Origin of the sequence: Paractinoplanes globisporus DSM 43857 (assembly GCF_000379645.1) — a bacterium.
Taxonomy (GTDB): domain Bacteria; phylum Actinomycetota; class Actinomycetes; order Mycobacteriales; family Micromonosporaceae; genus Actinoplanes; species Actinoplanes globisporus.
Map to the genome: position 1 here is coordinate 122,661 of NZ_KB903356.1, position 20,615 is coordinate 143,275.

Sequence of the window (20,615 nt, forward strand, 5' to 3'; positions counted from 1 at the left end):
CGGTCTGCTACGCGGTGTTCAGGCTGCCGGTCTTCGATCGAAGTGCCCAGGAAGTCTGCCTGGGAACCACTACCGAGGACCGGTGTCTGCTTGCCTGCAACCGCGCGGGTCCGTGGGTTTTTCTGTGCCGGCTACAAATCCGGCCGGGGGAGCCGCCGGTCGGCAGCTCCCCCGTCAGGTCATCGGCGCAGGCCGAGCCGCTCGATGAGCGACCGGTAACGCTGGATGTCCTTCTTCTGAACGTAGTTGAGAAGGCGGCGGCGGCGGCCGACCAGCAGCAGCAGGCCACGCCGGCTGTGGTGGTCGTGCTTGTGCACCTTCAGGTGCTCGGTGAGGTCGGCGATCCGCTTGGTCAGCATCGCGACCTGGACCTCGGGCGAGCCGGTGTCGCCGTCCTGCGCCTTGTACTCGTCGATGATCTTGGTCTTGGTCTCTTGATCGAGCGCCATGTTCTCCAGAAATTCTGTGTTGCCGGTGATCACGGTCTTCCGCACCCGCGGCGTCGGGCAGGCACGCGGAAACCGGCCGTCGGGTAGCCGACGTCGTACCAACCCTACCAGGGGGTCACCGAAGCATCGCGCGGGTCTCCTCCACGTCCTCCCGGATCTGCGCGACCAGCGGTTCGATGCCCTCGTAGACCCGCTGTTCCCGCAGGTGGGCGACGAAGTCGAGGCTCACCCGCTCGCCGTAGAGGTCGCCCGCGAAATCGAGCACGTAGGCCTCGACCCGGCGCTCGCGGCCGGAAAAGGTGGGATTCGTGCCGATCGACACGCTCGCCGGCAGCCGACCCGCGTGCTCGCCGCCCCGGATCATCCAGGCGGCATAGACGCCGTCGGCCGGGACCGCCGCGTACCGGTGCACCATCAGGTTCGCCGTCGGGAAGCCGATCTCGCGCCCGCGCTGATCGCCGCGGACCACCACGCCACCCAGGCGGTGGGGCCGGCCGAGTGCCGCGGCCGCGGCGCGCACATCACCGGCGTCGACACAACTGCGGATGTACGTCGAGGAGAAGACCACGCCGTCGGCCGAGACCAGGGGCGCCTCCTCGACCGTGAAGCCGAACGATCGCCCCAGCCGCTCGAGCAGCGCCACATCACCGGCCGCCTTGTGCCCGAAGCGGAAGTTGTCGCCGACCACGACGACCGCCGCGTGCAGCGCCTCGACCAGCACGTCGTGCACGAACGCCTCGGCCGGCAGCCGGGAGAAGGCCGGGGTGAACGGCACCACGCAGAGCGCGTCGACGCCGAGCCGCTCGACCAGCTCGGCCTTGCGCACCGGCTCGGTGAGCACGGCCGGATGCGAGCCCGGGCGCACCACCTCGGCCGGGTGCGGATCGAAGGTCATCACCACGGACTGCAGGCCGAGGTCGTGGGCGCGCTTCACGGCGTGCCCGATGATCGCCTGGTGGCCGCGGTGCACGCCGTCGAAGACGCCGATCGTGACCACCGACCGGCCCCACCCGCCGGGCACCGCCTCGTAGCCCCGCCACCGCTGCATGTTCGCCGCCCTCCTCGATTTCTCGCGCACAGCGTATCGGTCGGCCCGGCCGACCACGGTTCGCCCGGGCGACCGAAACGATACGATTACGACCGATATGCGCATCGGGTGGAGTGCTCTCGTCCTGCTCGCGGCGGAGTTCACCTTCGCGGTGCTGTTCCTGCGCGCGCTGATCGGGTACCTGCGCCGGCGCGACTCCCTGCAGGGCAGCGTCACGCTCGTCTTCCTCCCGTGCACGGTCGTCTTCTGCGTCGACATCGCCCGCCGGATCGGGAGCGACCTGCCGCCGTGGGTGAGCATCGTCTCCACGACAGTTCTGCTCGCCCAGCCCTACTTGACGGTCCGGCTGGCCGCCCGCCTCCGGGACGTGCCGCGCTGGCTGGACCGGCTCGTCCTCTGCGCGTACGCGGCCCTGGCCATCCCGATCATCAAGGAGCCGCGCCCGCTCGATTCCGCCGCGCTGATCGCGGTCGTGGCCGGCTTCGGCCTCAGCGAAGCGGTTCCGGCCGCTCTCCTCTTCGGCAAGGCCCGCACCCGGGCCGGCGCGAACCGGGCCCGGCTGATGATCGCGGCCGCCGCCACCTTCGCGTTCGCCGTCATGGTCTTCTTCATCGGGGTGAACGGCCTCTGGCGCGGCCACCCGGCGGTGCTCGCCGCGAGCCGGCTCCTCGCCCTGGCCAGCGGCGTCGGCTACCTGGTCGCGTTCCTGCCGCCGCGCTGGCTGCGCCACGTCTTCTCGGCCAGCGCCGCACACCAGGTCACCGAGCGCCTGCTGCGCGCGCCCACCGAGTCCCCGGCGCAGGTGTGGCAGCTCTACGCCGAGATCATGCGCGAGCAGACCGGGGCGGGCGCGGTCGCCGTCTTCATGCCCCGGCCCGACGGGCAGCTCGCCCAGACCGCGTTCGCGGGCCCGCCGATGGACAGCCACCCCGAGCTCGGCCCGGCCGATCTCACCGCGCTGGTCCGCGCGGGTCGGCCGGCCCGTCTCCGCGAGGGCGCGCCGGCCCTGATCGCGCATTACGGCGACCCGCTCGGCGACGACTTCGTGACGCTGCTGGGCATGCCGGTGCCGCCCGACATCGAGGGCGCGGTGCTGCTGTTCAACCAGCACCGCACCCTGTTCAGCGACGACGACCTGCGGTTGCTCGCGGCGCTCGGCGGCCAGGCCGGCATCCTCGCCGAGCGCCAGGCGGTCGCGGAGGCGCTGAACGTCTCGGTCGACGCGCTCACTCGGGCCAACCAGGCCAAGACGGCATTCCTGGCCAACATGAGCCACGAGCTGCGCACCCCGCTCAACGCGATCATCGGCTTCAGCGACCTGATGCGCGTCGAGGAGCCGGAGGGCGACCGGCGCCGGGTGCCCGCCGAGTGGGTCGACCACATCCACACCAGCGGCCGGCACCTGCTCGGCCTGATCAACGACATCCTCGACCTCGCGAAGGTGGAGGCGGGCCGGCTCGACCTGCGCCCGGCCCCGCTGCGCGTCGACACCGCGGCGACCGAGCTGCTGACCGGCCTGTCGCCGCTGTTCAGCACCAAGAACATCGCGCTGTGCACCGACCTGCCGCCGGTCACCGCGATGGCCGACCGGGTCCGCTTCCGGCAGATCGTCGAGAACCTGCTCTCCAACGCGATCAAGTTCACCGAGCCGGGTGGTTCGGTCACGGTCTCGACCCACCAGGCCGGCCATGAGGTGTACGTCTCGGTGGCCGACACCGGAGTCGGGATCGCCCCCGAGGACCAGGACCGGGTGTTCGAGGAGTTCCAGCAGGTCGGCGACCCCGACCGGCAACGGGCCGGCACCGGCCTCGGCCTGGCGCTCACCAAGCGGCTGGTGGAGGCGCACGGCGGCGAGATCACCCTGGTGTCGGCGCCCGGCGAGGGCAGCGTCTTCACCGTAAGGCTGCCCGCGGCACCCGTCGACGACCTGCCCCGCGAGAACCATCCCGCCGCCCGGCTGAGGGAGCAAGTATGAGCAAGATCCTGCTCGTCGAGGACGAAGAGCTGAACCGCACCCTGGTCAAGGCCGTCCTGTCCCGCTCGACCGACCCGGCCGTCCGCGAGGCCCAGGTCGTGGACGCCATCAGCCTGGCCGCGGCCCGCGACCACCTCGCGGTCGAGCCCGTCGACCTCATCCTGCTGGACATGAACCTGCCCGACGGCAACGGCCTGACCCTGGCCCGCGAGCTCTCCGCCGCCGGCGGCCCGAAACCGACGGTGGTCGCCCTGACCGCGAGCGTGCTCCCCCAGGACCGCGCCGCCGCCATCGAGGCCGGCTGCGACGACTTCCTGGACAAGCCCTACGCCGCCGCCGACCTGGTAGCCACCGTCTCCCGCCACCTACCCACCTAGCCGGCTTTCGTCGGCGCTCCCGCTAGGCCGGAGCCAGCACGATCTCAGCCCGGGCCCGGCCGGCCCGCTCGGAGACGATCGCCAGCACCTCGCCGGTCGGTCCGAAGACCGCATACGGCCCGCCGATGCCGACCGGCTCGAGAGGCCCACCGTGGCTGAGCACCCGAGCCTCCTCGGCCGTAGCCGTACGCTGCGGAAACGCCTGCCGAGCCGCCTCGCTCATGGACAGCCCCACGACGTCGGGCGCCCGCAGCTCCAGTTCGTCGAGCGTCACCGCCTCGGCCAGCGTCATCCGCCCGACGGCCGTACGCCGCAGCGCGGTCAGATGCCCACCCACCCCCAGCACGGCGCCGAGGTCCCGCGCGATCGCCCGGATGTAGGTCCCCGACGAGCAGTCGACCTCGACCTCCACGTCGATGACCTCGGGCTCCGCAACGCGCCGGATGTCGAGCACGTCCAACCGCGAGATGGTCACCCGGCGCGCCGGCAGCTCGACGGTCTCCCCCTCACGCACGCGCTTGTAGGCCCGCTCCCCGTTCACCTTGATCGCGCTGACCGCGCTGGGCACCTGGTCGATCTCGCCACGCTGAGCCGCCAGCCCCGCCCGGATCGCCTCGTCGCCCACCCCCGCGACCGCGCCGACCGCCGTGACCTCACCCTCGGCATCGTCGGTGACCGTCGACTGCCCGAGCCGAATCGTGGCCGCATAGCTCTTGGACGACCCGATCACGTACGTCAGCAGCCGCGTAGCCCGCCCAACCCCGATGATCAGCACCCCGGTAGCCATCGGATCGAGCGTGCCCCCGTGCCCCACCCGCCGCGTCTTGGCCAGCCGCCGAATCCGCGCCACCACATCGTGCGACGTCATCCCCGCCGGCTTGTCCACCACGATCAGGCCATCCGCACTCGACCCGCCCGCCGTAACCCCGCCCGCAGCCACCCCACCTGTAGTCACCCCGCCCACCCTAGGGGGCCGCCCACCAACAGTCTGAAGTCTCCCCTTGGGGCAGAGTCAAGCGGCGCTGTGGAATCCGCGCTGGGCACTTTCGGACGCGAGGTTTTGGGCCGAGATTCTCCGCTCGGCGGGCCGCCAGGCTACGTGGCCGGGCCGTCGCGGGACCGGGTTTGCGGGTTTTGAGAGGCGAGGGTACGCGGGGCCCGGAATCCGATGGCGCGTCGACACCTTTGGCGCAGGTCCATGTTGGACGGGGGACAGACCGCGGGGCTCTGCCCCACACCCCGGCCACGCTCGGAGATCAGCCTGGCGGTTCTCTTGCGGTGGGTGGGGTGATCTCCTCGCGGCGGCTGCCTTAGGGGATCGAAAGAGGGGGTGGGACGCAAACAAACCCCGTTTGCGTCCCACCCCCTCTTTCGATTTGGCTGGGCTGCCGTCGCGAGGAGATCACCCTGGGTCACTCTGGGCGGCTATCGCCGCCAAATCAAAACAAAACCCTGGGTGGTGGGGTGTTATGCGGTTCGGGTTGCGCCTAGGACCGCCCAGCGGCCTGAGCGCCAGCGCCAGACCGTTGTCACGAAGCGGATCAGGATGAACAAGGCCAGGCCGGCCCACACGCCGGCCAGCCCTAGGTCTAGGCCGTAGGCCAGCCAGATCGTTGGCAGGAAGCCGAGCAGCGCCGACGCCAGCGTGAGATTGCGCAGGTAGCGGACGTCGCCGGCGCCGATCAGCACGCCGTCCAAGGCGAAGACCACGCCGGCGAACGGCATCATGCCGACGAACCAGGGCCAGATGACGGCTGCCTGCTCGTGCACGGCCGCGTCGGGGGTGAACCAGCCGGGCACCACGCCGGCTCCGGACGCCGTGAGGACGGCGAACCCGATGCCGGCTACGCCGCCGGCGATTGTCACGCGGTTGGCTACGTCGCGGGCGGCGGGCGCGTCGCCGCCGCCTAGTGCCGCGCCTACCAGCGACTGGGCCGCGATCGCGACGGCGTCCAGCACCAGCGCGCTGAAGAACCACAGTTGCAGCACGATCTGGTGTGCGCCGACGGACGCGACGCCGAAGCGTGACGCCACCGCCGTTGCGGAGAGGAAGCAGGCCTGGAAGGCGGCGCCGCGGATCAGCAGGTCGCGGCCGAGTTTCACCTGGTCGAGGATGATGCGTGGGCGGGGGCGCAGGTCGCGGGTCTCGCTGACCAGCGCGGCCAGGAAGCATCCACCGGCGACGGTCTGGGCGACCACGTTGGCCACTGCCGAGCCGCTCAGGCCCCAGCCGGCCGGGAAGACCAGCAGTGGGCAGAGGATCGCGGAGAGTACGTTCGCGCCGAGCACGAAGAGCAACGGGCGCCGGGTGTCCTGCACGCCGCGCATCCAGCCGTTGCCGGCCGCGGCCAGCAGCAGGCCGGGCGCGCCGAGTGCGGCTATTCGCAGCCAACCGGCGGCGGCGTCGGCGGTGGCGGCGTCGCCGGCCAGGGCTCGCGCGAGCGGTCCGGCGCCGGCCTGGGCGAACAGAGCCAGGAGTACGCCGATGGTCAGCGCCAGCCACGACGTCTGCACACCCTCGACGACGGCGGAGGCCCGGTCGCCGGCGCCGAAGCGGCGGGCGGCGCGGCCGGTGGTGCCGTAGGCCATGAGCGTGCCGAGCCAGGCGGCCATCGACATGACGGTGCCGCTGACCGCGACGGCGGCGAGCGGGACGCGCCCGAGATGGCCGACCACGGCCGTGTCGACGAGCACGTAGAGCGGCTCGGCGGCCAGCACCACGAGCGCCGGCACCGCGAGCCGGACGATCGCCCGGGCGGTCGGCGCCGCCGGGCGGGCCTCGGGCACCGAGGCGTCAGCAGCGGCCGGAGAGGCGTTAGCCGGAGAGGACGGCGGCCGGGCAGGCGGGCTCATGGTTACTCATGATGCCCGCCCAGCCGTAAGGATCGCAATTCGTTTCAGTGCTTACAGGCCCTACTGCCGGGTGTCGAGCGAGGTCTGCAGGGCGCGGCGCGCCTGCTCGCGGGCTTCGTCAGTGGGCTGGGGCTTCGGCTTGGCAGCCATGATCGTGGTCCTCCACACACGGGAGGGCGCGGCGAGAAAGGCACGCGCCCAAACGGAATCGGTCGAGCGGGGCGTCACAGGGCCGGTCCGGGGTCGCCGGACGCATGGCGAAGGTGACGCAGCCCGGATCGGTGGACCCGGGTGGCTCGAGGTTTCGCGGCGGGCAGTGGTCACGGCCGCGCAAAACCAAATCACCGTTAAGGACCAAACTATCGTTCAGGTCCCCGGATCGAGACAGTGTTCCCACCTTCCGAGACGAACGACGGACACCCGACAGTTACCCGCGAGTCACCTGGGACCGGAGGCCACCGTCGGCAGCCCTCGGGCAAAAATTACGCATCGCTTAATTGTTTCCCCAGAGACCTGCCGAGATGCGGAGGCAATAGGTAAGGGATAACTTAGCGACGTGAGTGATGAACACCCGGCCTCCGAGATTCGGCTCGGGGTGATGCGGCTGTCCCGGCGGCTCCGCGCGGAGCGGCCGGCCGACGGCCTCAGCCTCAACAAGAGCAGCATCCTCGGCCACCTGCGCCGCCGCGGCCCGATGACGGCCGGCGCGCTGGCCGCGGCCGACCGGCAGCAGCCGCAGTCGCTGACCCGGGTGCTGGCCGAGCTGCAGCGCGACGGGCTGATCAGCCGCACCCGGGACGACCACGACGCCCGGCAGAGCGTCCTGTCCCTCACCGACGCCGGCCGCGAGGCCCTGGCCCGCGACCTGGCGCGGCGCGACGCCTGGCTCGAGATCGCGCTCGACGACGTCACCGACACCGAGCGCGAGCTGCTGGTCCTGGCCGCCCGCTTGATGACCCGCATGGCCGATTGAAAGAGGCACGAAATGCGCTGGTCCGACTACGCCATCTGGTGGCACGTCTATCCGCTCGGCTTCCTCGGCGCCGAGCGGGCCGCCCTCCCGCCGGGCGAGGCGCCCCGCCACCGGCTGCCCGAGCTGGTCCCCTGGCTCGACCACCTGCTCGAGCTGGGGTGCAACGGGCTGGCGCTCGGCCCGGTCTTCGCCGCCGAGACGCACGGCTACGACACCGTCGACCACTTCCGGATCGACCCGCGCCTGGGCACCGAGGACGACCTGGCGCATCTGGTCGACCGGGCGGCCGCCAAGGGCGTACGCGTGCTGCTTGATGGGGTTTTCAATCATGTCGGGCGGTCGTACGCCCAGTTCGCCGACGTGACCCGGCACGGCGCCACCTCCCCCTACGCCGATTGGTTCGTGCCCGAGGGCGGCGAGTTCCGCACCTTCGAGGGGCACTCCCAGCTGGTCGTCCTCAACCACGAGAGCCCGGCCGTCGCCGATCACGTGACCGCCGTACTCGATCATTGGCTCGACCGGGGTGTCTCCGGCTGGCGGCTCGACGCGGCGTACGCGGTACCGCTGCCGTTCTGGCGCAAGGTCACCGATCGGGCCCGCGAAAAGCACCCCGACGCGTGGTTCTCCGGCGAGGTCATCCACGGCGACTACGCGTCCTATGTGACCGAGGGCGGCCTCGACTCGGTCACCCAGTACGAGCTGTGGAAGGCGATCTGGAGCTCACTCAACGACGTCAACCCGCACGAGCTGGCCTGGGCGCTGGGCCGGCACAACGAGCTGCTGGCGACGTTCGCCCCGCAGACGTTCGTCGGCAACCACGACGTGACCCGCATCGCGAGCCGCCTCACCGAGCCGAGGCACCTGCCGCACGCGCTGGCCGTCCTGTTCACCGTCGGCGGCATCCCGTCCGTCTACTACGGCGACGAGCGCGGCTGGCACGGCGTCAAGCAGGAGCGCGAGGGCGGCGACGACGAGATCCGCCCGGCCTTCCCGGCCGATCTCGGCGACTACGGCCTCGACACCCAGCGCCTGCACCAGCTGCTGATCGGCATCCGCCGACGGCACCCCTGGCTCGTGCACGCCACCGCCGAGGTGCACTCGCTGGGCAACGGCGTCCTCTCCTACACGCTGTCCGGCCCGGAGGGCGACGCCGTCGCGGTCGCTCTCAACTTCGGCGACACCCCGGCCACGGCCGGCGTCCCGGCCCGGGCGTGGCGGCACGAGGCCGGCGAGACCACGATCGACCCCGGCACCGGCGAGGCGGCACTCCCGCCCTTCGGCTGGTCGGTCGCCACCGCGTAGCCGAGGCCGGATCCGCGCCTAGGTCAGGTGGTCGTCCAGCAGGGGGCGTACCTTCGCCACCACGTCGCCGACCGCGCCGTGGCCGGTGAAGCCCGCGGCCAGCCGGTGACCGCCGCCGCCGAGCGCGACCGCCACCGCGCTCACGTCGACCGCGCCCTTGCTGCGCAGCGACACCGCCCACTCGTCCTCGGCCGACTGCTTCACGACGACGGCCACGTCGGCCTCGGCGACGCTGCGGATCGGGTCGATGAGCGAGTCGAGCACGTAGGGGCGCTGGTGGTGGCGGGCGAGATCGTCCAGCGTCGCGTACGTCCACACCATGCCGTGCCCACCCGCGGCCGCCGGGTCGAGCACGGCCCGGCCCAGCACCTCGCCGGCCAGCTTCATCGCGCCGAACGGCCGGGTGTCGAAGACTCGCCGCGAGATCTCGCCGGGGCGGATGCCGGTGGCGATCAGCCGGGCCGCGAGCTCGTGCACCGCCGGGGTGGTCATGTCGAACTTGAACGAGCCGGTGTCGGTGGCCAGCGCGACGTACAGACACTCGGCGATCTCCGCGTCGAGCGGCACGCCGAGCCGGGCGAGCAGCTCGTCGACCACCACCGACGTGGCCGCCGCGTGCGGGTCGACCAGGTTGATCCGGCCGAACCGGGTGTTCGACGCGTGATGGTCGAGCACGACCACGCAGGGCGCCGAGAGCAGGCTCGCAAGCGCGCCGAGCCGGGACTCGGCGGCCACGTCGAAGGTCATGACCATCGCGGGTCGCTCATAGGCCGCCGGTTGCGGCACGAGCAGATCAAGACCCGGGAGCTTCTCGTACGGTGTGGGGAGCTCGAATGTGCCCGGAAAGGTCGCCCGCACGCGGGTGAAACCGGCGCGCCGGAGCCCGAGGGCGAACCCGAGCATGCTGCCGAGAGCGTCGCCGTCGGGGTTCACATGGCAGATGAGCTGGACCTCGTCGCCCTCCGGGCCCGGAGTGAGCCCGCGGACCGCCTCGACGGCCGCGGACCACTCCGCGTCGGTCACTCCCCCGGGCTCGCCCGAGGATGGTGTCACCCGAGGTCCTCCCGGGCACCGACCCGCTCGGCGTCCTCTTCCTCGTCCTCGTCCTCGGACTTGTACGGGTCGGGGTCGCCCGCGTACTGCTTGCCGGCGGCGAGGCGCTGGACCTCCTCGTCGCGCGACCGGGCCTCGGCGAGCAGGTCGTCGATCTCCTTGGCGTGGTCGAGCACGTTGTCGAGCACGAAGGCGAGGCTCGGCGAGTGCCGCAGGCCGAGGGCGTGGCCCACGCGGGTGCGCAGCATGCCCTTGGCGCTTTCCAGAGCGGCCGCGGTGGCCGCCTGCTCGGTCGGGTCACCCAGGACCGTGTAGTAGACGGTGGCCTCGCGCAGGTCGCCGGTGATCCGCGCGTCGGTGATCGTCACCATGCCGAGCCGGGGGTCCTTGATCTCACGCACCAGCGACGCCACCAGTTCCCTGACGCGCTCCGCATGCCGACGCGTCTTGGCCGGGTCCGACATATCGCCCACCTCCGACTGTGAATCCCGCGGGCCCGAACAGCTCCCGCCCAACTGGTGAAGCGTACCCACCACCTGTTGCGAACGAACGTCCCGCTAATCGTCGTCGCCGTACAGCCGCCGCTTGACCGACAGGAGGTCGATCTCGGGACGGCCGGCCACCTGGTGCTCGCAGGTGTCGATCACGGCTCGGGCCTGGGCGGCGTCGGGCGCGACCACGGCCACGCCGATCTGGGCGCGGCCGTGCAGGTCGTGCAGGCCCACCTCGGCGGCGCTGACCTCGTATTTCTTCAGCATCGCGAGGATCGGGCGGACATAGGAACGCTTCTGCTTGAGCGAACGCGAGTCGCCGGGCAGGAGCAGGTCGAACACTGCGGTCTCGGTAAACATCAGCCAGCACGGTACCGCCGCGGTACGGCGAAATCAGCCGGGTTTCCTGGCGATCAGGACATCCCGCTCGATGCCCTGGTCGACCCGGTGGTCGAGCGGCCCGTGCGGCACGATCTCGAGGCCGCTCGCGAGCAGGATGTCCTCGGCCAGCTCGCGCCGGGCCACCTTGACGTTCCAGGAGAGGCCGACGGCGCCGCCCGGGCGCAGCAGCGGCAGCCAGTGCGGCACCGCGCGCTCCAGCAGGTCGAGCGGGCTGCGGGAAAGGCCGCCCTGGTCGTCGTGGCTGCCGTGGGCGACCCCGTAGGGCAGGTCGGCCACCAGCACGTCGGCGACCCCGCCGCGCAGCAGCCCGTCCAGCTGGGTGGTGTCGGCCTGCAGCACGGTGACCTTCTGCACGGCGCCGGCCTTGTGGTCGTCCTTGCTGGCGGCCATCGTGACCTCGAGCCGGCGGGCCGCCCGGCGGCCCTGCCGCCGCACGGGGACGAGATCGGCGGTGTGCTTGAGCCGCTTGCGCTTGAGCCAGGTCTGCAGGAAGAGTTTGTACGCCTCGACGTCCTTCCCGTCGATCTCGACGCCGACCGCGTCGTAGCCGTACATCAGCGCCTGGTTGAGCGTGGTGCCCCGGCCGCAGAGCGGGTCGAGCACGGTGAGGTGCCCGTCCAGCATCCGGCCGGCCGAGGCCGAGGCGAGCAGGGTGAGGTTGAGGACGAGCTTGGTGAACTGCTCGTTGGTCTTGCCGGCGTACTTCGGGATCGTGATGAGGTCGCTGTCGTACCGCGCCAGCGGCGTCAGCGTGACCGGCCGGAGAAGGTCGTCGACGCGCTCGAAGAGGGCGTACGCGGCGGACAAGTTGGACAGGTACGAAACGTCCCGGGGAGTCAGCGTCCCGGAGAACATCAAATACTCGACCCCACCGAGCGGCGTCACCTCGATGTCCGAAATGCCGGAGGAGAGGGCCGCCCCGAAGGCCGCCAGCTCGGCCGTGGCGAGACGGCCGGCCTGATCGGCGTAGACACGATTGGCGGAGGGCGCGAGCAGCAGGGCGTACCGGGACATGGTGCCTTTCTACCGAGACGACCCCCGGCGCCGAAGCGCCGGGGGTCGCATCATCGAACAACTAGGCGCGCGGCTTCTCGCGCATCTCGAAGGTCTCGATCACGTCGCCGACCTGCGGCGTGCCGAACCCGCTCATCGTCAGACCACACTCGAAGCCCTCGCGGACCTCGGTCGCGTCGTCCTTGAAGCGGCGCAGCGAACTGATCGTGACGTTCTCCGCCACCACGACACCGTCGCGCAGGATGCGCGCCTTGGCGTTGCGGCGGATGAGACCGGTGCGGACCAGACAGCCGGCGATGAGACCGATCTTGGACGACCGGAACACCTCGCGGATCTCCGCGGTGCCCTGCTCGACCTCCTCGTACTCCGGCTTGAGCAGACCCTTGAGCGCGGCCTCGATCTCCTCGATGGCCTGGTAGATCACGCTGTAGTAGCGGATCTCCACGTTCGACCGGTCGGCCATCTCCTTGACCTTGTTCGAGGCCCGGACATTGAAGCCGATGATCGTGGCCGTGGCGTCCGAGGACGCCGAGGCGAGGTTCACGTCGCTCTCGGTGATCGCACCGACGCCGCGGTGGATGACCTTGAGCTGGATCTCGTCCGGAATCTCGATCTTGAACAGCGCGTCCTCGAGGGCCTCGACCGAACCGGACGAGTCACCCTTGATGACCAGCGTGAGCGAGGTCTTCTCGCCCTCCTTGAGCTGCTCCATGAGCGTCTCGAGGGTGGCGCGGGTACGCGAGTTCGCGAAGCTCGCCGCGCGACGGCGTGCCTGCCGCTGCTCGGCGATCTGCCGCACGGTGCGGTCGTCCTCGGCGGCGAGGAACGTGTCGCCCGCGCCCGGTACCGAGGTGAGACCCAGCACCAGGACCGGCCGGGCCGGCAGCGCCTCGGCCACCTGGTTGCCGTTCTCGTCGAGCATGGCGCGGACGCGTCCGTGCGCGCCGCCCGCCACGATCGAGTCGCCGGCCCGCAGCGTGCCCTTCTGCACCAGCACGGTCGCGACCGCACCACGGCCCTTGTCGAGGTGCGACTCGACTACGGCGCCCTGGGCCGGCCCGTCCACCGGAGCGGTCAGCTCCAGCGACGCGTCGGCGGTCAGCAGCACGGCCTCGAGCAGGTCGTCGATGCCGATCCCGGGCTTGGCGGCCACGTTCACGAACATCGTCTCGCCGCCGTACTCCTCGGCGAGCAGGCCGTAGTCGGTCAGCTGCTGGCGCACCTTCTCCGGGTTCGCGTTCGGCTTGTCGACCTTGTTGACGGCGACCACGATCGGCACCTCGGCCGCCTTGGCGTGGTTCAACGCCTCGACCGTCTGCGGCATGACGCCGTCGTCGGCCGCGACCACCAGGATCACGATGTCGGTCACCTGGGCGCCACGGGCACGCATGGCGGTGAACGCCTCGTGACCCGGGGTGTCCAGGAACGTGATCGCCCGGTCCACGCCCTCATGCGTGTACGAGACCTGGTAGGCGCCGATGTGCTGGGTGATGCCACCCGCCTCGCCGGCCACCACGTTGGTCTTGCGGATCGCGTCGAGCAGCTTCGTCTTGCCGTGGTCGACGTGACCCATGACGGTCACCACCGGCGGGCGCGAGACCAGCCGGTCCTCGTCCACCTCGGCGTCGAGGTCGATGTTGAACTGCGCGAGCAGCGCGCGGTCCTCGTCCTCCGGGCTGACGATGTGCACCTCGAAGCCGAGGTGCTCGCCGAGCAGCAACAGGGTGTCGTCGGAACACGACTGCGTCGCCGTCACCATCTCGCCCAGGTTGAACATCTCCTGGACCAGCGAGCCGGGGTTCGCGTTGATCTTGTCGGCGAAGTCGGAGAGCGACGCGCCACGGGACAGCCTGATCTCCTGGCCGTTGCCGCGGGGCGCGCCCGAGCTCATGGCCGGGGCCGACAGGTTGTCGAACTCCTGACGCCGCTGCTTCTTCGACTTACGGCCACGGGTCGGCCGGCCACCGGGACGCCCGAAGGCACCCGCGGCACCGCTGCCACGGCCGCGACCGCCGCCACCGGGACGACCCGGAGCGCCGGCACCGACCGGGCCGCCGCCACCGGCACCGCCGCCGGGGCCACCGCGGTAGCCACCGCCACCGCCGCCACCGCCGCCGGGACCGCCGCGGTAGCCACCGCCACCGCCGCCACCGCCACCGCCGCCGCCACCACCGCCGGGACCGCCGCGGAAGCCGCCACCGGCGCCACCGCCGGCACCGCCACCGCCGCCGGGACGGAAGCCGCCGCCACCGGCACCGCCACGGCCACCGCCGGGGCCGCCGGGACGACCGGCACCGCCGCCGCCCCCGGGACCGCCGGGGCCGGGACGGCCGGGGCGCTGCGAGGGCATGGACGCGGGGCTGGGCCGCGGCGGCATCGACGCCGGGCTCGGCCGCGGCGGCATGCCGGGCTGGTTGGGACGCGGCATCGCCGCGGGCGTGGGCCGCGAGGACCCGCCACCGGAGACGCCGAACGGGTTGTTACCGGGACCGCGCGCCGGCGGGCGCGGAGCGCCACCGGCCGGACCGGGACGGGGACCGCCGGGCGCACCGGGACCACCCGAACGGCCACCGGCCGGCGAGGAGCCCGGACGGGGCGGGACCGCGCCGGGACCCGGACGCGGGCGCGAGCCACCGTCGGCCGGCGGCTGCTGGGCGCGACGCTCGGCGTCGCGCGTGCGGGCGGCCTGTGCGGCCTTGACCGCGGCCTCCTGCTCGGCCTTGAGCGCCGAGGCACGCGCCTCGGCCGCCGCGACCTCGATGTCGTGGGCGCTGGCCGGCTTGGCGACCGGGCCGGGCGTGGGGCCCGGACGGCCGGGGGTGGGCGGCTTGGGACGCGCGAACGAGCCGGGCGACGGCGCCGGGGACGTGGGCACGCTGGGCGTGACCGCGGCCGGAGCCGTGGGCCGGCGCGGCGGCTGCGGCCGCGCGCTGGTGGGTGGGGCCGGTCGCTCGCGGGTGGGCGCGGAGGCGTTGGACGCAGCCGGGGAGGTTGTCGCCGCGGGGGCGGAACCTGCCTCGAGGGCGCCACGCAACCGCCGGGCCACCGGGGCCTCGACCGTGCTGGATGCGGATTTGACGAACTCGCCCATCTCCTTGAGCTTGGCGAGAACGGTCTTGCTGTCGACCCCGAGCTCCTTCGCGAGCTCGTGTACGCGGGCCTTGCCTGGCACTGCACTCCTCACTTCGAGGTCGTGCGAGCGCACCCGCAACGACCTCACTCGTGCACTAGAAGCCTGTTCATTTCAGGGACTTCATCGTGTGCTCATCTGGGTCGTCCTACCTTGGGTCGTGATCTGGCACCGGGGCCGGATCATCAGGCGTTCCGAGCGGCCATTGAGACCGCACGGATGTGCTCGGCGAGCGGACCGGCGTCTGGGACACCGGTGAGTCGCAGCGCGCGCCCGAAGGCACGGCGCCGCTCCGCCAGCGCGAAGCAAGCCGGATCGGGATGCAGATGCGCCCCCCGGCCCGGCAGTCGGCGGCCCGGATCGGCCGTGAGCAGGAAAGAATCTCCGCACGCGGCCGCTACGAACCTGATCAACTCGGAGGCCGGCGCGCGTTTGCGGCAACCGACACAGGTACGTGTCGGGCCGACCATGGAAAAGTCTACCCCCCGCTCGCCCGCGCCGCTTATCCGGTCAGCTTCCCGCTCCGGCGGCATCACGATCCGCCTGGGTCACCCGATCCGACTGTCCCGTCTCGTTGTCCGGCCGGATGTCGATCCGCCAGCCGGTGAGCCGGGCGGCGAGCCGGGCGTTCTGGCCCTCCCGCCCGATCGCCAGCGACAGCTGGAAGTCGGGCACGGTCACCCTGGCCGTGCGGGTGGCGGCGTCCACCACCTCGACACGCAGGGCCTTTGCCGGCGACAGCGCGTTGCCGACGAACTGCGCCGGGTCCTCCGACCAGTCGATGATGTCGATCTTCTCGCCGTGCAGCTCGCTCATCACGGCGCGGACCCGCTGGCCCATCGGGCCGATGCAGGCGCCCTTCGCGTTCACGCCCTGCACGGTCGAATGCACCGCGATCTTGGTGCGGTGACCTGCCTCACGCGCGATCGCGGCGATCTCGACGGTGCCGTCGGCGATCTCCGGAACCTCGAGCGCGAACAGCTTCTTCACCAGGGCCGGGTGCGAGCGGGACAGCGTCACCTGCGGGCCGCGGAAGCCCTTGGCCACGTGCACGACGATCGCCCGGATCCGGGCGCCGTGCTCGTACGTCTCGCCGGGCACCTGCTCGGACTGCGGCAGCACCGCCTCGATCTTGCCGAGGTCGACGGTCACGATGCCCTTCTCGGCCCGGGCCGCGTCGGCCTGCACGATCCCGGTGATCAGGTCGCCGTCGCGTCCGGCGTACTCGCCGAAGTGCTGCTCGTCGGTGGCCTCCCGCAGCCGCTGGAGGATCACCTGCTTGGCGGTCATGGCCGCGATCCGGCCGAAGTCGTGCGGGGTGTCGTCCCACTCGCGGACGACCGTGCCGTCCGCGTCCAGTTCCTGGGCGAGGACCGTCGCCACGCCGGTCTTGCGGTCGATCTCCACCCGGGCGTGGCCCTGCGCGCCCTCGGTGTGCCGGTAGGCGGTCAGCAGTGCGGTCTCGATAGCCGCCAGGATCGTCTCGAACGGGATCTCCCGCTCGCGCTCCAGTGCGCGCAGCGCCGCGAGGTCGATGTTCACTCCTCGCCCTCCCCATCGTCTAGGTCGTCTGGGTCGTCTTCGTCACCGAAGTCGGCCTCGTCAAGGCGCTTGAACTCGATCTGAACCTTGCCCGGCCCCAGCTCGGCGAAGGTCAGCGACCGGGACACGCCGTCGACGTCGAGCACCACGCCGGTCTCGTCCACGTCGACCACCCGGCCGGTCAGGCCGTTGACCGCGACCAGCCGGCCACGGTTGCGCCGCCAGTGCCGCGGCAGAGTGAGCGGGCGGTCGACCCCCGGGGAGCCGACCTCGAGCTGGTACTCCCCGGCGAGGACCTCGCCGCCGCTCTCCTCGGCCTCGTCGAGAGCCGCCGAGATCTCGCGGGAGACCAGGGCGACGTCGTCCAGATTGATTCCCCCGTCGGTGTCGACCAGGACCCGCACCACGTGCCGGCGCCCGGCGCGCGACACGTTGACCTCCTCGAGGTCGTACCCGGACTCCTGGATCACCGGCTCTATGACCGCACGCACCCGGGCTCGCGCCGCGGCCAGGTCGATGCGCGGGGCGGCGGGAACCCGCTGCTCCGCCTCGTCCCTCGGCCGGCGCGCCCCGGGTCGGCTGCCAGGCCGGGCGCGACCACGCTGCGTCATCGGCTCGACCTTTCGCTCGTCATCAAAGGAAAGCACTATATGCCGCCGGGCGAGAAGCCCCGCGGCTGACGCAGAGCGTAACGCGCGGGACTGCTGGGGCGTTCCCCGCCGCTCCGATTTACCGCCATCAGCGGCCATGGTGTTGACTGACCGGGTGCGAACCACACGGCGGCGGCTGCTCGGCGGGGGCCTCGGGGTGGCGACGCTGGCCGGCTGCGGCGTGTTCCGGGACGAGCCGAAACCGCCGCCCGCACCCGATCCGCTGCAACCGGTCCTCGACGAGGCACTCGCGCTGGCCGGCGCGTACGACCGGGTGATCGCGGCCCAGCCCGCGCTGAGCGCACGGCTCACCCCGCTCGCCGCCGACCACCGGTCGCACGCCGCCGAGCTGGCCAAGCTGATCGATACGAAGGCGTCGGCCCCACCCCCGGAGGCCGTCGATTCCGTCGCCGGGCTGCGCGCGGCCGAGCTGGCGGCACAGAAGACGGCCGTGGCGGCGTGCAGGGCGGCGCCGGCCGATCGGGCGGGACTCGTCGGGTCGATCGCCGCCTGCCGGGCCACCCACGCCGAGGCGCTGCGATGAACGAGCAGGTCGCGGCCGCCCTAGCCGCCGAGGAAGCGGCCATTTACGCGTACGGGATCATCGGGGTGGAATTGCCCGAGAGTGCGCAGGTGACCGAGGCGCGCGCCGCCGAGCAGGCACACCGGGACCGCCGCGACTATCTCGTCGGCAAGATGGACCAGCCGCGGACCTCGCCGGCCGGCTATCGGATGCCGTTCCCGGTGACCGACCGCGGGACGGCGCTCAAGCTGGCGATCCACGTCGAGGACGGGGTCGCGCAGGCGTGGCGGCCGGTGCTGGCGGTCACCCAGGACGCCGACCGGATGACCGCCCTGGCGGCGATGACCGACGCGGCCGTGCGCGCCACCCGCTGGCGCCGGCTCGCCGCGGTGTCGCCGGCGACGATGGCGTTCCCCGGCTGGGCGGAATAGGACTTTTCGCGCGCTTCGGCGGACACCTTCCGTAGATCTCGGAATCACCGAGAATGACGGGGTGCACGACGGGATCGACACCACCTCGCCGCGGGGGCAGCTGGCGGTCCGCCTCCACGAGGTGATCGAGCGGAGATGGTCGGCCGAGGTCCAGGCGATCGGCGTGCACGGTTCGCTGGCGCACGGCGACGACCGCGACGGCAGCGACGTCAACCTTCTGGTGGTGACCTATCGCCCGGCGGCCGGGCCGAAACCGGCGCTGCGCCGGGTCGACGGCATCCTCGTCGACCTCGAGGTGGTCACCGGCGACGAGGGCCTGCGCCGGGCGCGGGAACTGACCTCGCGCTGGCCGCTGGAGGCCGACCGCTACGTCACGACCCGGCCGCTGCACGATCCGAAGGGCTGGTTCGGCCGCCTGCGCGACACCCACCTGGCCCGGCTCGCCGAGGCACGGCCGCCCGAGTTCACGGCGCTGGCCCGGCACAACTGGGCGCTGGCCGCGGCGGCGCACGCGCGGGCCGTGCGCCTCGCGCAGTGGTACGACACCGACGCCGCCCTCATCATGATCGCCGAGTCCCGGCTGCACGCCGCGCTGGTCACCGGCCTGCTCTCCCGCACGTACTTCCGCAACGCCGCCGACGCCGTGGGCCGCACGGGCGTGGCCGGCGCCGACATGCAGGAGCTGAGCGCGGTCCTCAAGGAGCAGGCCGAGGAGCTGGCCGCGCGGGGCCGCCCGGTCGACGGCCCGCTCGGCGACTTCTTCGACTAGACCCCGGCCGGATCAGGACACCCCGACGCCGATCAGCGCGCCGATCGCGTACGTGATCGCGGCGGCGAGCCCACCCAGCGCGAGCTGCCGCAGCCCGCTCAGCCACCACCTCTGGCCGGTGAATCTCGCGACCAGCGCGCCGGCGGCGAACAGGCCGAGGCCGCCCACCGCGAGGGCCAGCCACAGGCTGTCGAACCCCAGAAGGTACGTGATCAGCGGGATCAGCGCGCCGATCGAGAAGCACACGAACGACGACCCGGCCGCCACCCACGGGCTGGGCAGCTCGTCGGGCACCACGCCCAGCTCCTCCTGCGCGTGCACCCGCAGTTCCTGCTCCGGATCGTGGCGCAGCGCCGCGGCGACCTCCCGCGCCAGATGCTCCGGCAGGCCCCGGGCGGTCCACGCCGCGACCAGTTCCTCGGCCTCCCCCTCCGGGTTGACCCGCAGCTCGTGCCGCTCCTTCGCCAGCTCGGCCGAGACCTGGTCGTTCTGCGTGCTGACGCTCGTGTACTCGCCGAGGCCCATCGAGATCGCCCCGGCGACCAGGCCCGCCACGCCGGTGAGCACCAGCGTGTGGTGGCCGACCCCGCCGCCGCCCACGCCGGCGATCAGCGCGATGTTGGTGACCAGGCCGTCCATCGCCCCGAACGTCGCCGCGCGCAGCCAGCCGCCGGAGACGTCCGCGTGGTGGTGCTCGACCATCGCCACCTCACCGGCGCTCGTCACGGAAGGGTGAGGACCTCGTACCCGTCCTCCGTCACCACCAGCGTGTGCTCGAACTGCGCGGTCCACTTGCGATCCTTGGTGACGACCGTCCAGCCGTCGGCCCAGATCTCGTACTCGTGGGTGCCGAGGGTGATCATCGGCTCGATCGTGAAGGTCATCCCCGGTTCCATGATCGTGTCGAGCCGCGGGTTGTCGTAGTGCGGGACGTACAGCCCGGAGTGGAACGTCTCGCCGATGCCGTGGCCGGTGAAGTCGCGGACCACGCCGTAGCCGAAGCGGCGCGCGTACGCCTCGATGACCCGGCCGATCGCGTTGATCGGCCGGCCCGGCGCCACCGCGCGGATGCCCCGCATCATCGCCTCGTGGGTGCGCTCGACGAGCAGGCGGTTCTCCTCGGACACCTCGCCGACCAGGAACGTGGCGTCGGTGTCACCGTGCACGCCGTTGAGAAACGCGGTCACGTCGACGTTGACGATGTCGCCGTCCTCGAGCACGGTCGAGTCGGGGATGCCGTGGCAGATCACCTCGTTGAGCGACGTGCAGCACGATTTCGGGAAGCCCTTGTAGCCCAGCGTCGACGGGTACGCGCCGTGGTCGCACAGGAACTCGTGCACCACCCGGTCGATCTCGTCGGTGGTCACGCCCGGCTTGCAGTTCTCGCCGGCGACCTGGGTAGCCTGCGCCGCCAGCCGCCCGGCGATCCGCATCTTCTCGATGGTCTCGGGGGTCTGCACGTGGGAGCCGCGCCACTCTTTCGGGCGCTTCTTGCCGACGTACTCGGGGCGGAGAATCGGGGCCGGGACCGCCCGCCAGGGCGTTTGCTTTCCCGGCGCCAAGGGGGCGCGAACGGTCATACGCCCAGCCTATCGCCGGGTGACACCGGTCCGAATGTGGCGACGGCCGCACC

The 20,615-nt window shown here is 71.9% G+C and carries 21 protein-coding genes and 1 pseudogene; 7 read left to right on the forward strand and 15 right to left on the reverse strand.

All coding sequences use genetic code 11. The features are described from left to right. Window positions 1-179 precede the first annotated feature (179 nt). Complete coding sequence (gene rpsO / locus A3CQ_RS0146785; protein ID WP_026206975.1) at window positions 180-449, reverse strand: 30S ribosomal protein S15; 270 nt, start codon at window positions 447-449, stop codon at window positions 180-182. Window positions 450-564: 115 nt separating this feature from the next. Continuing rightward, window positions 565-1,497 carry a bifunctional riboflavin kinase/FAD synthetase gene (locus A3CQ_RS0146790; protein ID WP_020517892.1) on the reverse strand — a complete coding sequence of 311 codons (933 nt, stop codon included), beginning with the start codon at window positions 1,495-1,497 and terminating at the stop codon, window positions 565-567. Window positions 1,498-1,594: 97 nt separating this feature from the next. Here A3CQ_RS0146790 and A3CQ_RS58330 point away from each other — a divergent pair, with 97 nt between their 5' ends. Next, on the forward strand, window positions 1,595-3,472 hold the full coding sequence (locus tag A3CQ_RS58330) for a sensor histidine kinase (RefSeq protein WP_020517893.1): 1,878 nt from the start codon (window positions 1,595-1,597) through the stop codon (window positions 3,470-3,472). After that, window positions 3,469-3,849 (forward strand): response regulator, encoded by a 381-nt coding sequence (locus A3CQ_RS0146805; RefSeq protein ID WP_020517894.1) that lies wholly within the window; start codon window positions 3,469-3,471, stop codon window positions 3,847-3,849. The genes A3CQ_RS58330 and A3CQ_RS0146805 overlap by 4 nt, the downstream gene beginning before the upstream one ends. Before the next feature lie 22 nt (window positions 3,850-3,871). Here A3CQ_RS0146805 and truB read toward each other — a convergent pair whose 3' ends face one another. Both truB and A3CQ_RS0146815 read right to left on the reverse strand, forming a co-directional pair. Then, entirely contained in the window at window positions 3,872-4,789 is a 918-nt protein-coding gene (gene truB, locus A3CQ_RS0146810; RefSeq protein WP_026206976.1) for a tRNA pseudouridine(55) synthase TruB, read from the reverse strand. 527 nt (window positions 4,790-5,316) lie between these two features. Continuing rightward, window positions 5,317-6,702 (reverse strand): MATE family efflux transporter, encoded by a 1,386-nt coding sequence (locus A3CQ_RS0146815; protein ID WP_084699519.1) that lies wholly within the window; start codon window positions 6,700-6,702, stop codon window positions 5,317-5,319. A 556-nt stretch (window positions 6,703-7,258) separates the two neighbouring features. Between A3CQ_RS0146815 and A3CQ_RS0146825 the strand changes: the two genes are divergently transcribed. Both A3CQ_RS0146825 and A3CQ_RS0146830 read left to right on the forward strand, forming a co-directional pair. Continuing rightward, window positions 7,259-7,675, forward strand: coding sequence for a MarR family winged helix-turn-helix transcriptional regulator (locus A3CQ_RS0146825; protein ID WP_026206977.1), 417 nt, complete (start codon window positions 7,259-7,261; stop codon window positions 7,673-7,675). Window positions 7,676-7,687: 12 nt separating this feature from the next. After that, the gene (locus A3CQ_RS0146830; RefSeq protein WP_020517899.1) at window positions 7,688-8,977 is read left to right on the forward strand and encodes an alpha-amylase family protein; all 1,290 of its coding nucleotides are present in this window, start codon (window positions 7,688-7,690) and stop codon (window positions 8,975-8,977) included. 18 nt (window positions 8,978-8,995) lie between these two features. Here the strand turns inward: A3CQ_RS0146830 and A3CQ_RS0146835 are convergent, their stop codons facing one another. The 9 genes and pseudogenes from A3CQ_RS0146835 to rimP all read right to left on the reverse strand — a co-directional run bounded on the left by A3CQ_RS0146835 (window position 8,996) and on the right by rimP (window position 17,220). Continuing rightward, window positions 8,996-10,030, reverse strand: coding sequence for a DHH family phosphoesterase (locus A3CQ_RS0146835; RefSeq protein WP_040434202.1), 1,035 nt, complete (start codon window positions 10,028-10,030; stop codon window positions 8,996-8,998). Continuing rightward, on the reverse strand, window positions 10,027-10,494 hold the full coding sequence (gene rbfA / locus A3CQ_RS0146840; RefSeq protein ID WP_020517901.1) for a 30S ribosome-binding factor RbfA: 468 nt from the start codon (window positions 10,492-10,494) through the stop codon (window positions 10,027-10,029). Before rbfA ends, A3CQ_RS0146835 begins: the two co-directional genes overlap by 4 nt. Before the next feature lie 93 nt (window positions 10,495-10,587). After that, window positions 10,588-10,881, reverse strand: coding sequence for a DUF503 domain-containing protein (locus A3CQ_RS0146845; RefSeq protein WP_026206978.1), 294 nt, complete (start codon window positions 10,879-10,881; stop codon window positions 10,588-10,590). A gap of 33 nt (window positions 10,882-10,914) precedes the next feature. Then, window positions 10,915-11,937, reverse strand: a complete 1,023-nt coding sequence (locus A3CQ_RS0146850) for a TRM11 family SAM-dependent methyltransferase (protein ID WP_020517903.1) — start codon at window positions 11,935-11,937, stop codon at window positions 10,915-10,917. A gap of 61 nt (window positions 11,938-11,998) precedes the next feature. After that, entirely contained in the window at window positions 11,999-14,812 is a 2,814-nt protein-coding gene (gene infB, locus A3CQ_RS0146855; protein ID WP_370657645.1) for a translation initiation factor IF-2, read from the reverse strand. Between the two features lie 146 nt (window positions 14,813-14,958). Further along, window positions 14,959-15,109: pseudogene (locus A3CQ_RS64305) on the reverse strand (translation initiation factor IF-2 N-terminal domain-containing protein); the annotation flags it as partial. Window positions 15,110-15,252: 143 nt separating this feature from the next. Further along, window positions 15,253-15,600, reverse strand: a complete 348-nt coding sequence (locus A3CQ_RS59935) for a YlxR family protein (RefSeq protein ID WP_342663751.1) — start codon at window positions 15,598-15,600, stop codon at window positions 15,253-15,255. Further along, window positions 15,578-16,609 carry a transcription termination factor NusA gene (gene nusA, locus A3CQ_RS0146860; RefSeq protein ID WP_020517905.1) on the reverse strand — a complete coding sequence of 344 codons (1,032 nt, stop codon included), beginning with the start codon at window positions 16,607-16,609 and terminating at the stop codon, window positions 15,578-15,580. The genes A3CQ_RS59935 and nusA overlap by 23 nt, the downstream gene beginning before the upstream one ends. Next, on the reverse strand, window positions 16,606-17,220 hold the full coding sequence (gene rimP, locus A3CQ_RS0146865) for a ribosome maturation factor RimP (protein WP_026206979.1): 615 nt from the start codon (window positions 17,218-17,220) through the stop codon (window positions 16,606-16,608). Before rimP ends, nusA begins: the two co-directional genes overlap by 4 nt. A 136-nt stretch (window positions 17,221-17,356) precedes the next feature. Between rimP and A3CQ_RS0146870 the strand changes: the two genes are divergently transcribed. From A3CQ_RS0146870 to A3CQ_RS0146880, 3 genes are all read left to right on the forward strand, one after another. Then, window positions 17,357-17,803, forward strand: coding sequence for a hypothetical protein (locus A3CQ_RS0146870; RefSeq protein ID WP_020517907.1), 447 nt, complete (start codon window positions 17,357-17,359; stop codon window positions 17,801-17,803). Next, window positions 17,800-18,213, forward strand: a complete 414-nt coding sequence (locus A3CQ_RS0146875; RefSeq protein WP_020517908.1) for a ferritin-like domain-containing protein — start codon at window positions 17,800-17,802, stop codon at window positions 18,211-18,213. Before A3CQ_RS0146870 ends, A3CQ_RS0146875 begins: the two co-directional genes overlap by 4 nt. Before the next feature lie 61 nt (window positions 18,214-18,274). Next, window positions 18,275-18,982, forward strand: a complete 708-nt coding sequence (locus A3CQ_RS0146880; RefSeq protein WP_020517909.1) for a nucleotidyltransferase domain-containing protein — start codon at window positions 18,275-18,277, stop codon at window positions 18,980-18,982. Between the two features lie 12 nt (window positions 18,983-18,994). Here the strand turns inward: A3CQ_RS0146880 and A3CQ_RS0146885 are convergent, their stop codons facing one another. Together A3CQ_RS0146885 and map are read right to left on the reverse strand one after the other, a co-directional pair. Next, window positions 18,995-19,684: a VIT1/CCC1 transporter family protein gene (locus A3CQ_RS0146885; protein ID WP_040434225.1), complete on the reverse strand. Its 690-nt coding sequence runs from the start codon at window positions 19,682-19,684 to the stop codon at window positions 18,995-18,997. A gap of 20 nt (window positions 19,685-19,704) precedes the next feature. Next, window positions 19,705-20,562, reverse strand: coding sequence for a type I methionyl aminopeptidase (map, locus tag A3CQ_RS0146890; protein ID WP_026206981.1), 858 nt, complete (start codon window positions 20,560-20,562; stop codon window positions 19,705-19,707). Window positions 20,563-20,615 lie beyond the last annotated feature (53 nt).

Bases quoted from the DNA above. Each gene is read 5' to 3' on its own strand.
- rpsO (WP_026206975.1), bottom strand. From the start codon at position 449: ATGGCGCTCGATCAAGAGACCAAGACCAAGATCATCGACGAGTACAAG.
- A3CQ_RS0146790 (WP_020517892.1), bottom strand. From the start codon at position 1,497: ATGCAGCGGTGGCGGGGCTACGAGGCGGTGCCCGGCGGGTGGGGCCGG.
- A3CQ_RS58330 (WP_020517893.1), top strand. From the start codon at position 1,595: ATGCGCATCGGGTGGAGTGCTCTCGTCCTGCTCGCGGCGGAGTTCACC.
- A3CQ_RS0146805 (WP_020517894.1), top strand. From the start codon at position 3,469: ATGAGCAAGATCCTGCTCGTCGAGGACGAAGAGCTGAACCGCACCCTG.
- A3CQ_RS0146815 (WP_084699519.1), bottom strand. From the start codon at position 6,702: ATGAGCCCGCCTGCCCGGCCGCCGTCCTCTCCGGCTAACGCCTCTCCG.
- A3CQ_RS0146830 (WP_020517899.1), top strand. From the start codon at position 7,688: ATGCGCTGGTCCGACTACGCCATCTGGTGGCACGTCTATCCGCTCGGC.
- rbfA (WP_020517901.1), bottom strand. From the start codon at position 10,494: ATGTCGGACCCGGCCAAGACGCGTCGGCATGCGGAGCGCGTCAGGGAA.
- A3CQ_RS0146845 (WP_026206978.1), bottom strand. From the start codon at position 10,881: ATGTTTACCGAGACCGCAGTGTTCGACCTGCTCCTGCCCGGCGACTCG.
- A3CQ_RS0146850 (WP_020517903.1), bottom strand. From the start codon at position 11,937: ATGTCCCGGTACGCCCTGCTGCTCGCGCCCTCCGCCAATCGTGTCTAC.
- A3CQ_RS59935 (WP_342663751.1), bottom strand. From the start codon at position 15,600: ATGCCGCCGGAGCGGGAAGCTGACCGGATAAGCGGCGCGGGCGAGCGG.
- rimP (WP_026206979.1), bottom strand. From the start codon at position 17,220: ATGACGCAGCGTGGTCGCGCCCGGCCTGGCAGCCGACCCGGGGCGCGC.
- A3CQ_RS0146870 (WP_020517907.1), top strand. From the start codon at position 17,357: ATGGTGTTGACTGACCGGGTGCGAACCACACGGCGGCGGCTGCTCGGC.
- A3CQ_RS0146875 (WP_020517908.1), top strand. From the start codon at position 17,800: ATGAACGAGCAGGTCGCGGCCGCCCTAGCCGCCGAGGAAGCGGCCATT.
- A3CQ_RS0146885 (WP_040434225.1), bottom strand. From the start codon at position 19,684: ATGGTCGAGCACCACCACGCGGACGTCTCCGGCGGCTGGCTGCGCGCG.
- map (WP_026206981.1), bottom strand. From the start codon at position 20,562: ATGACCGTTCGCGCCCCCTTGGCGCCGGGAAAGCAAACGCCCTGGCGG.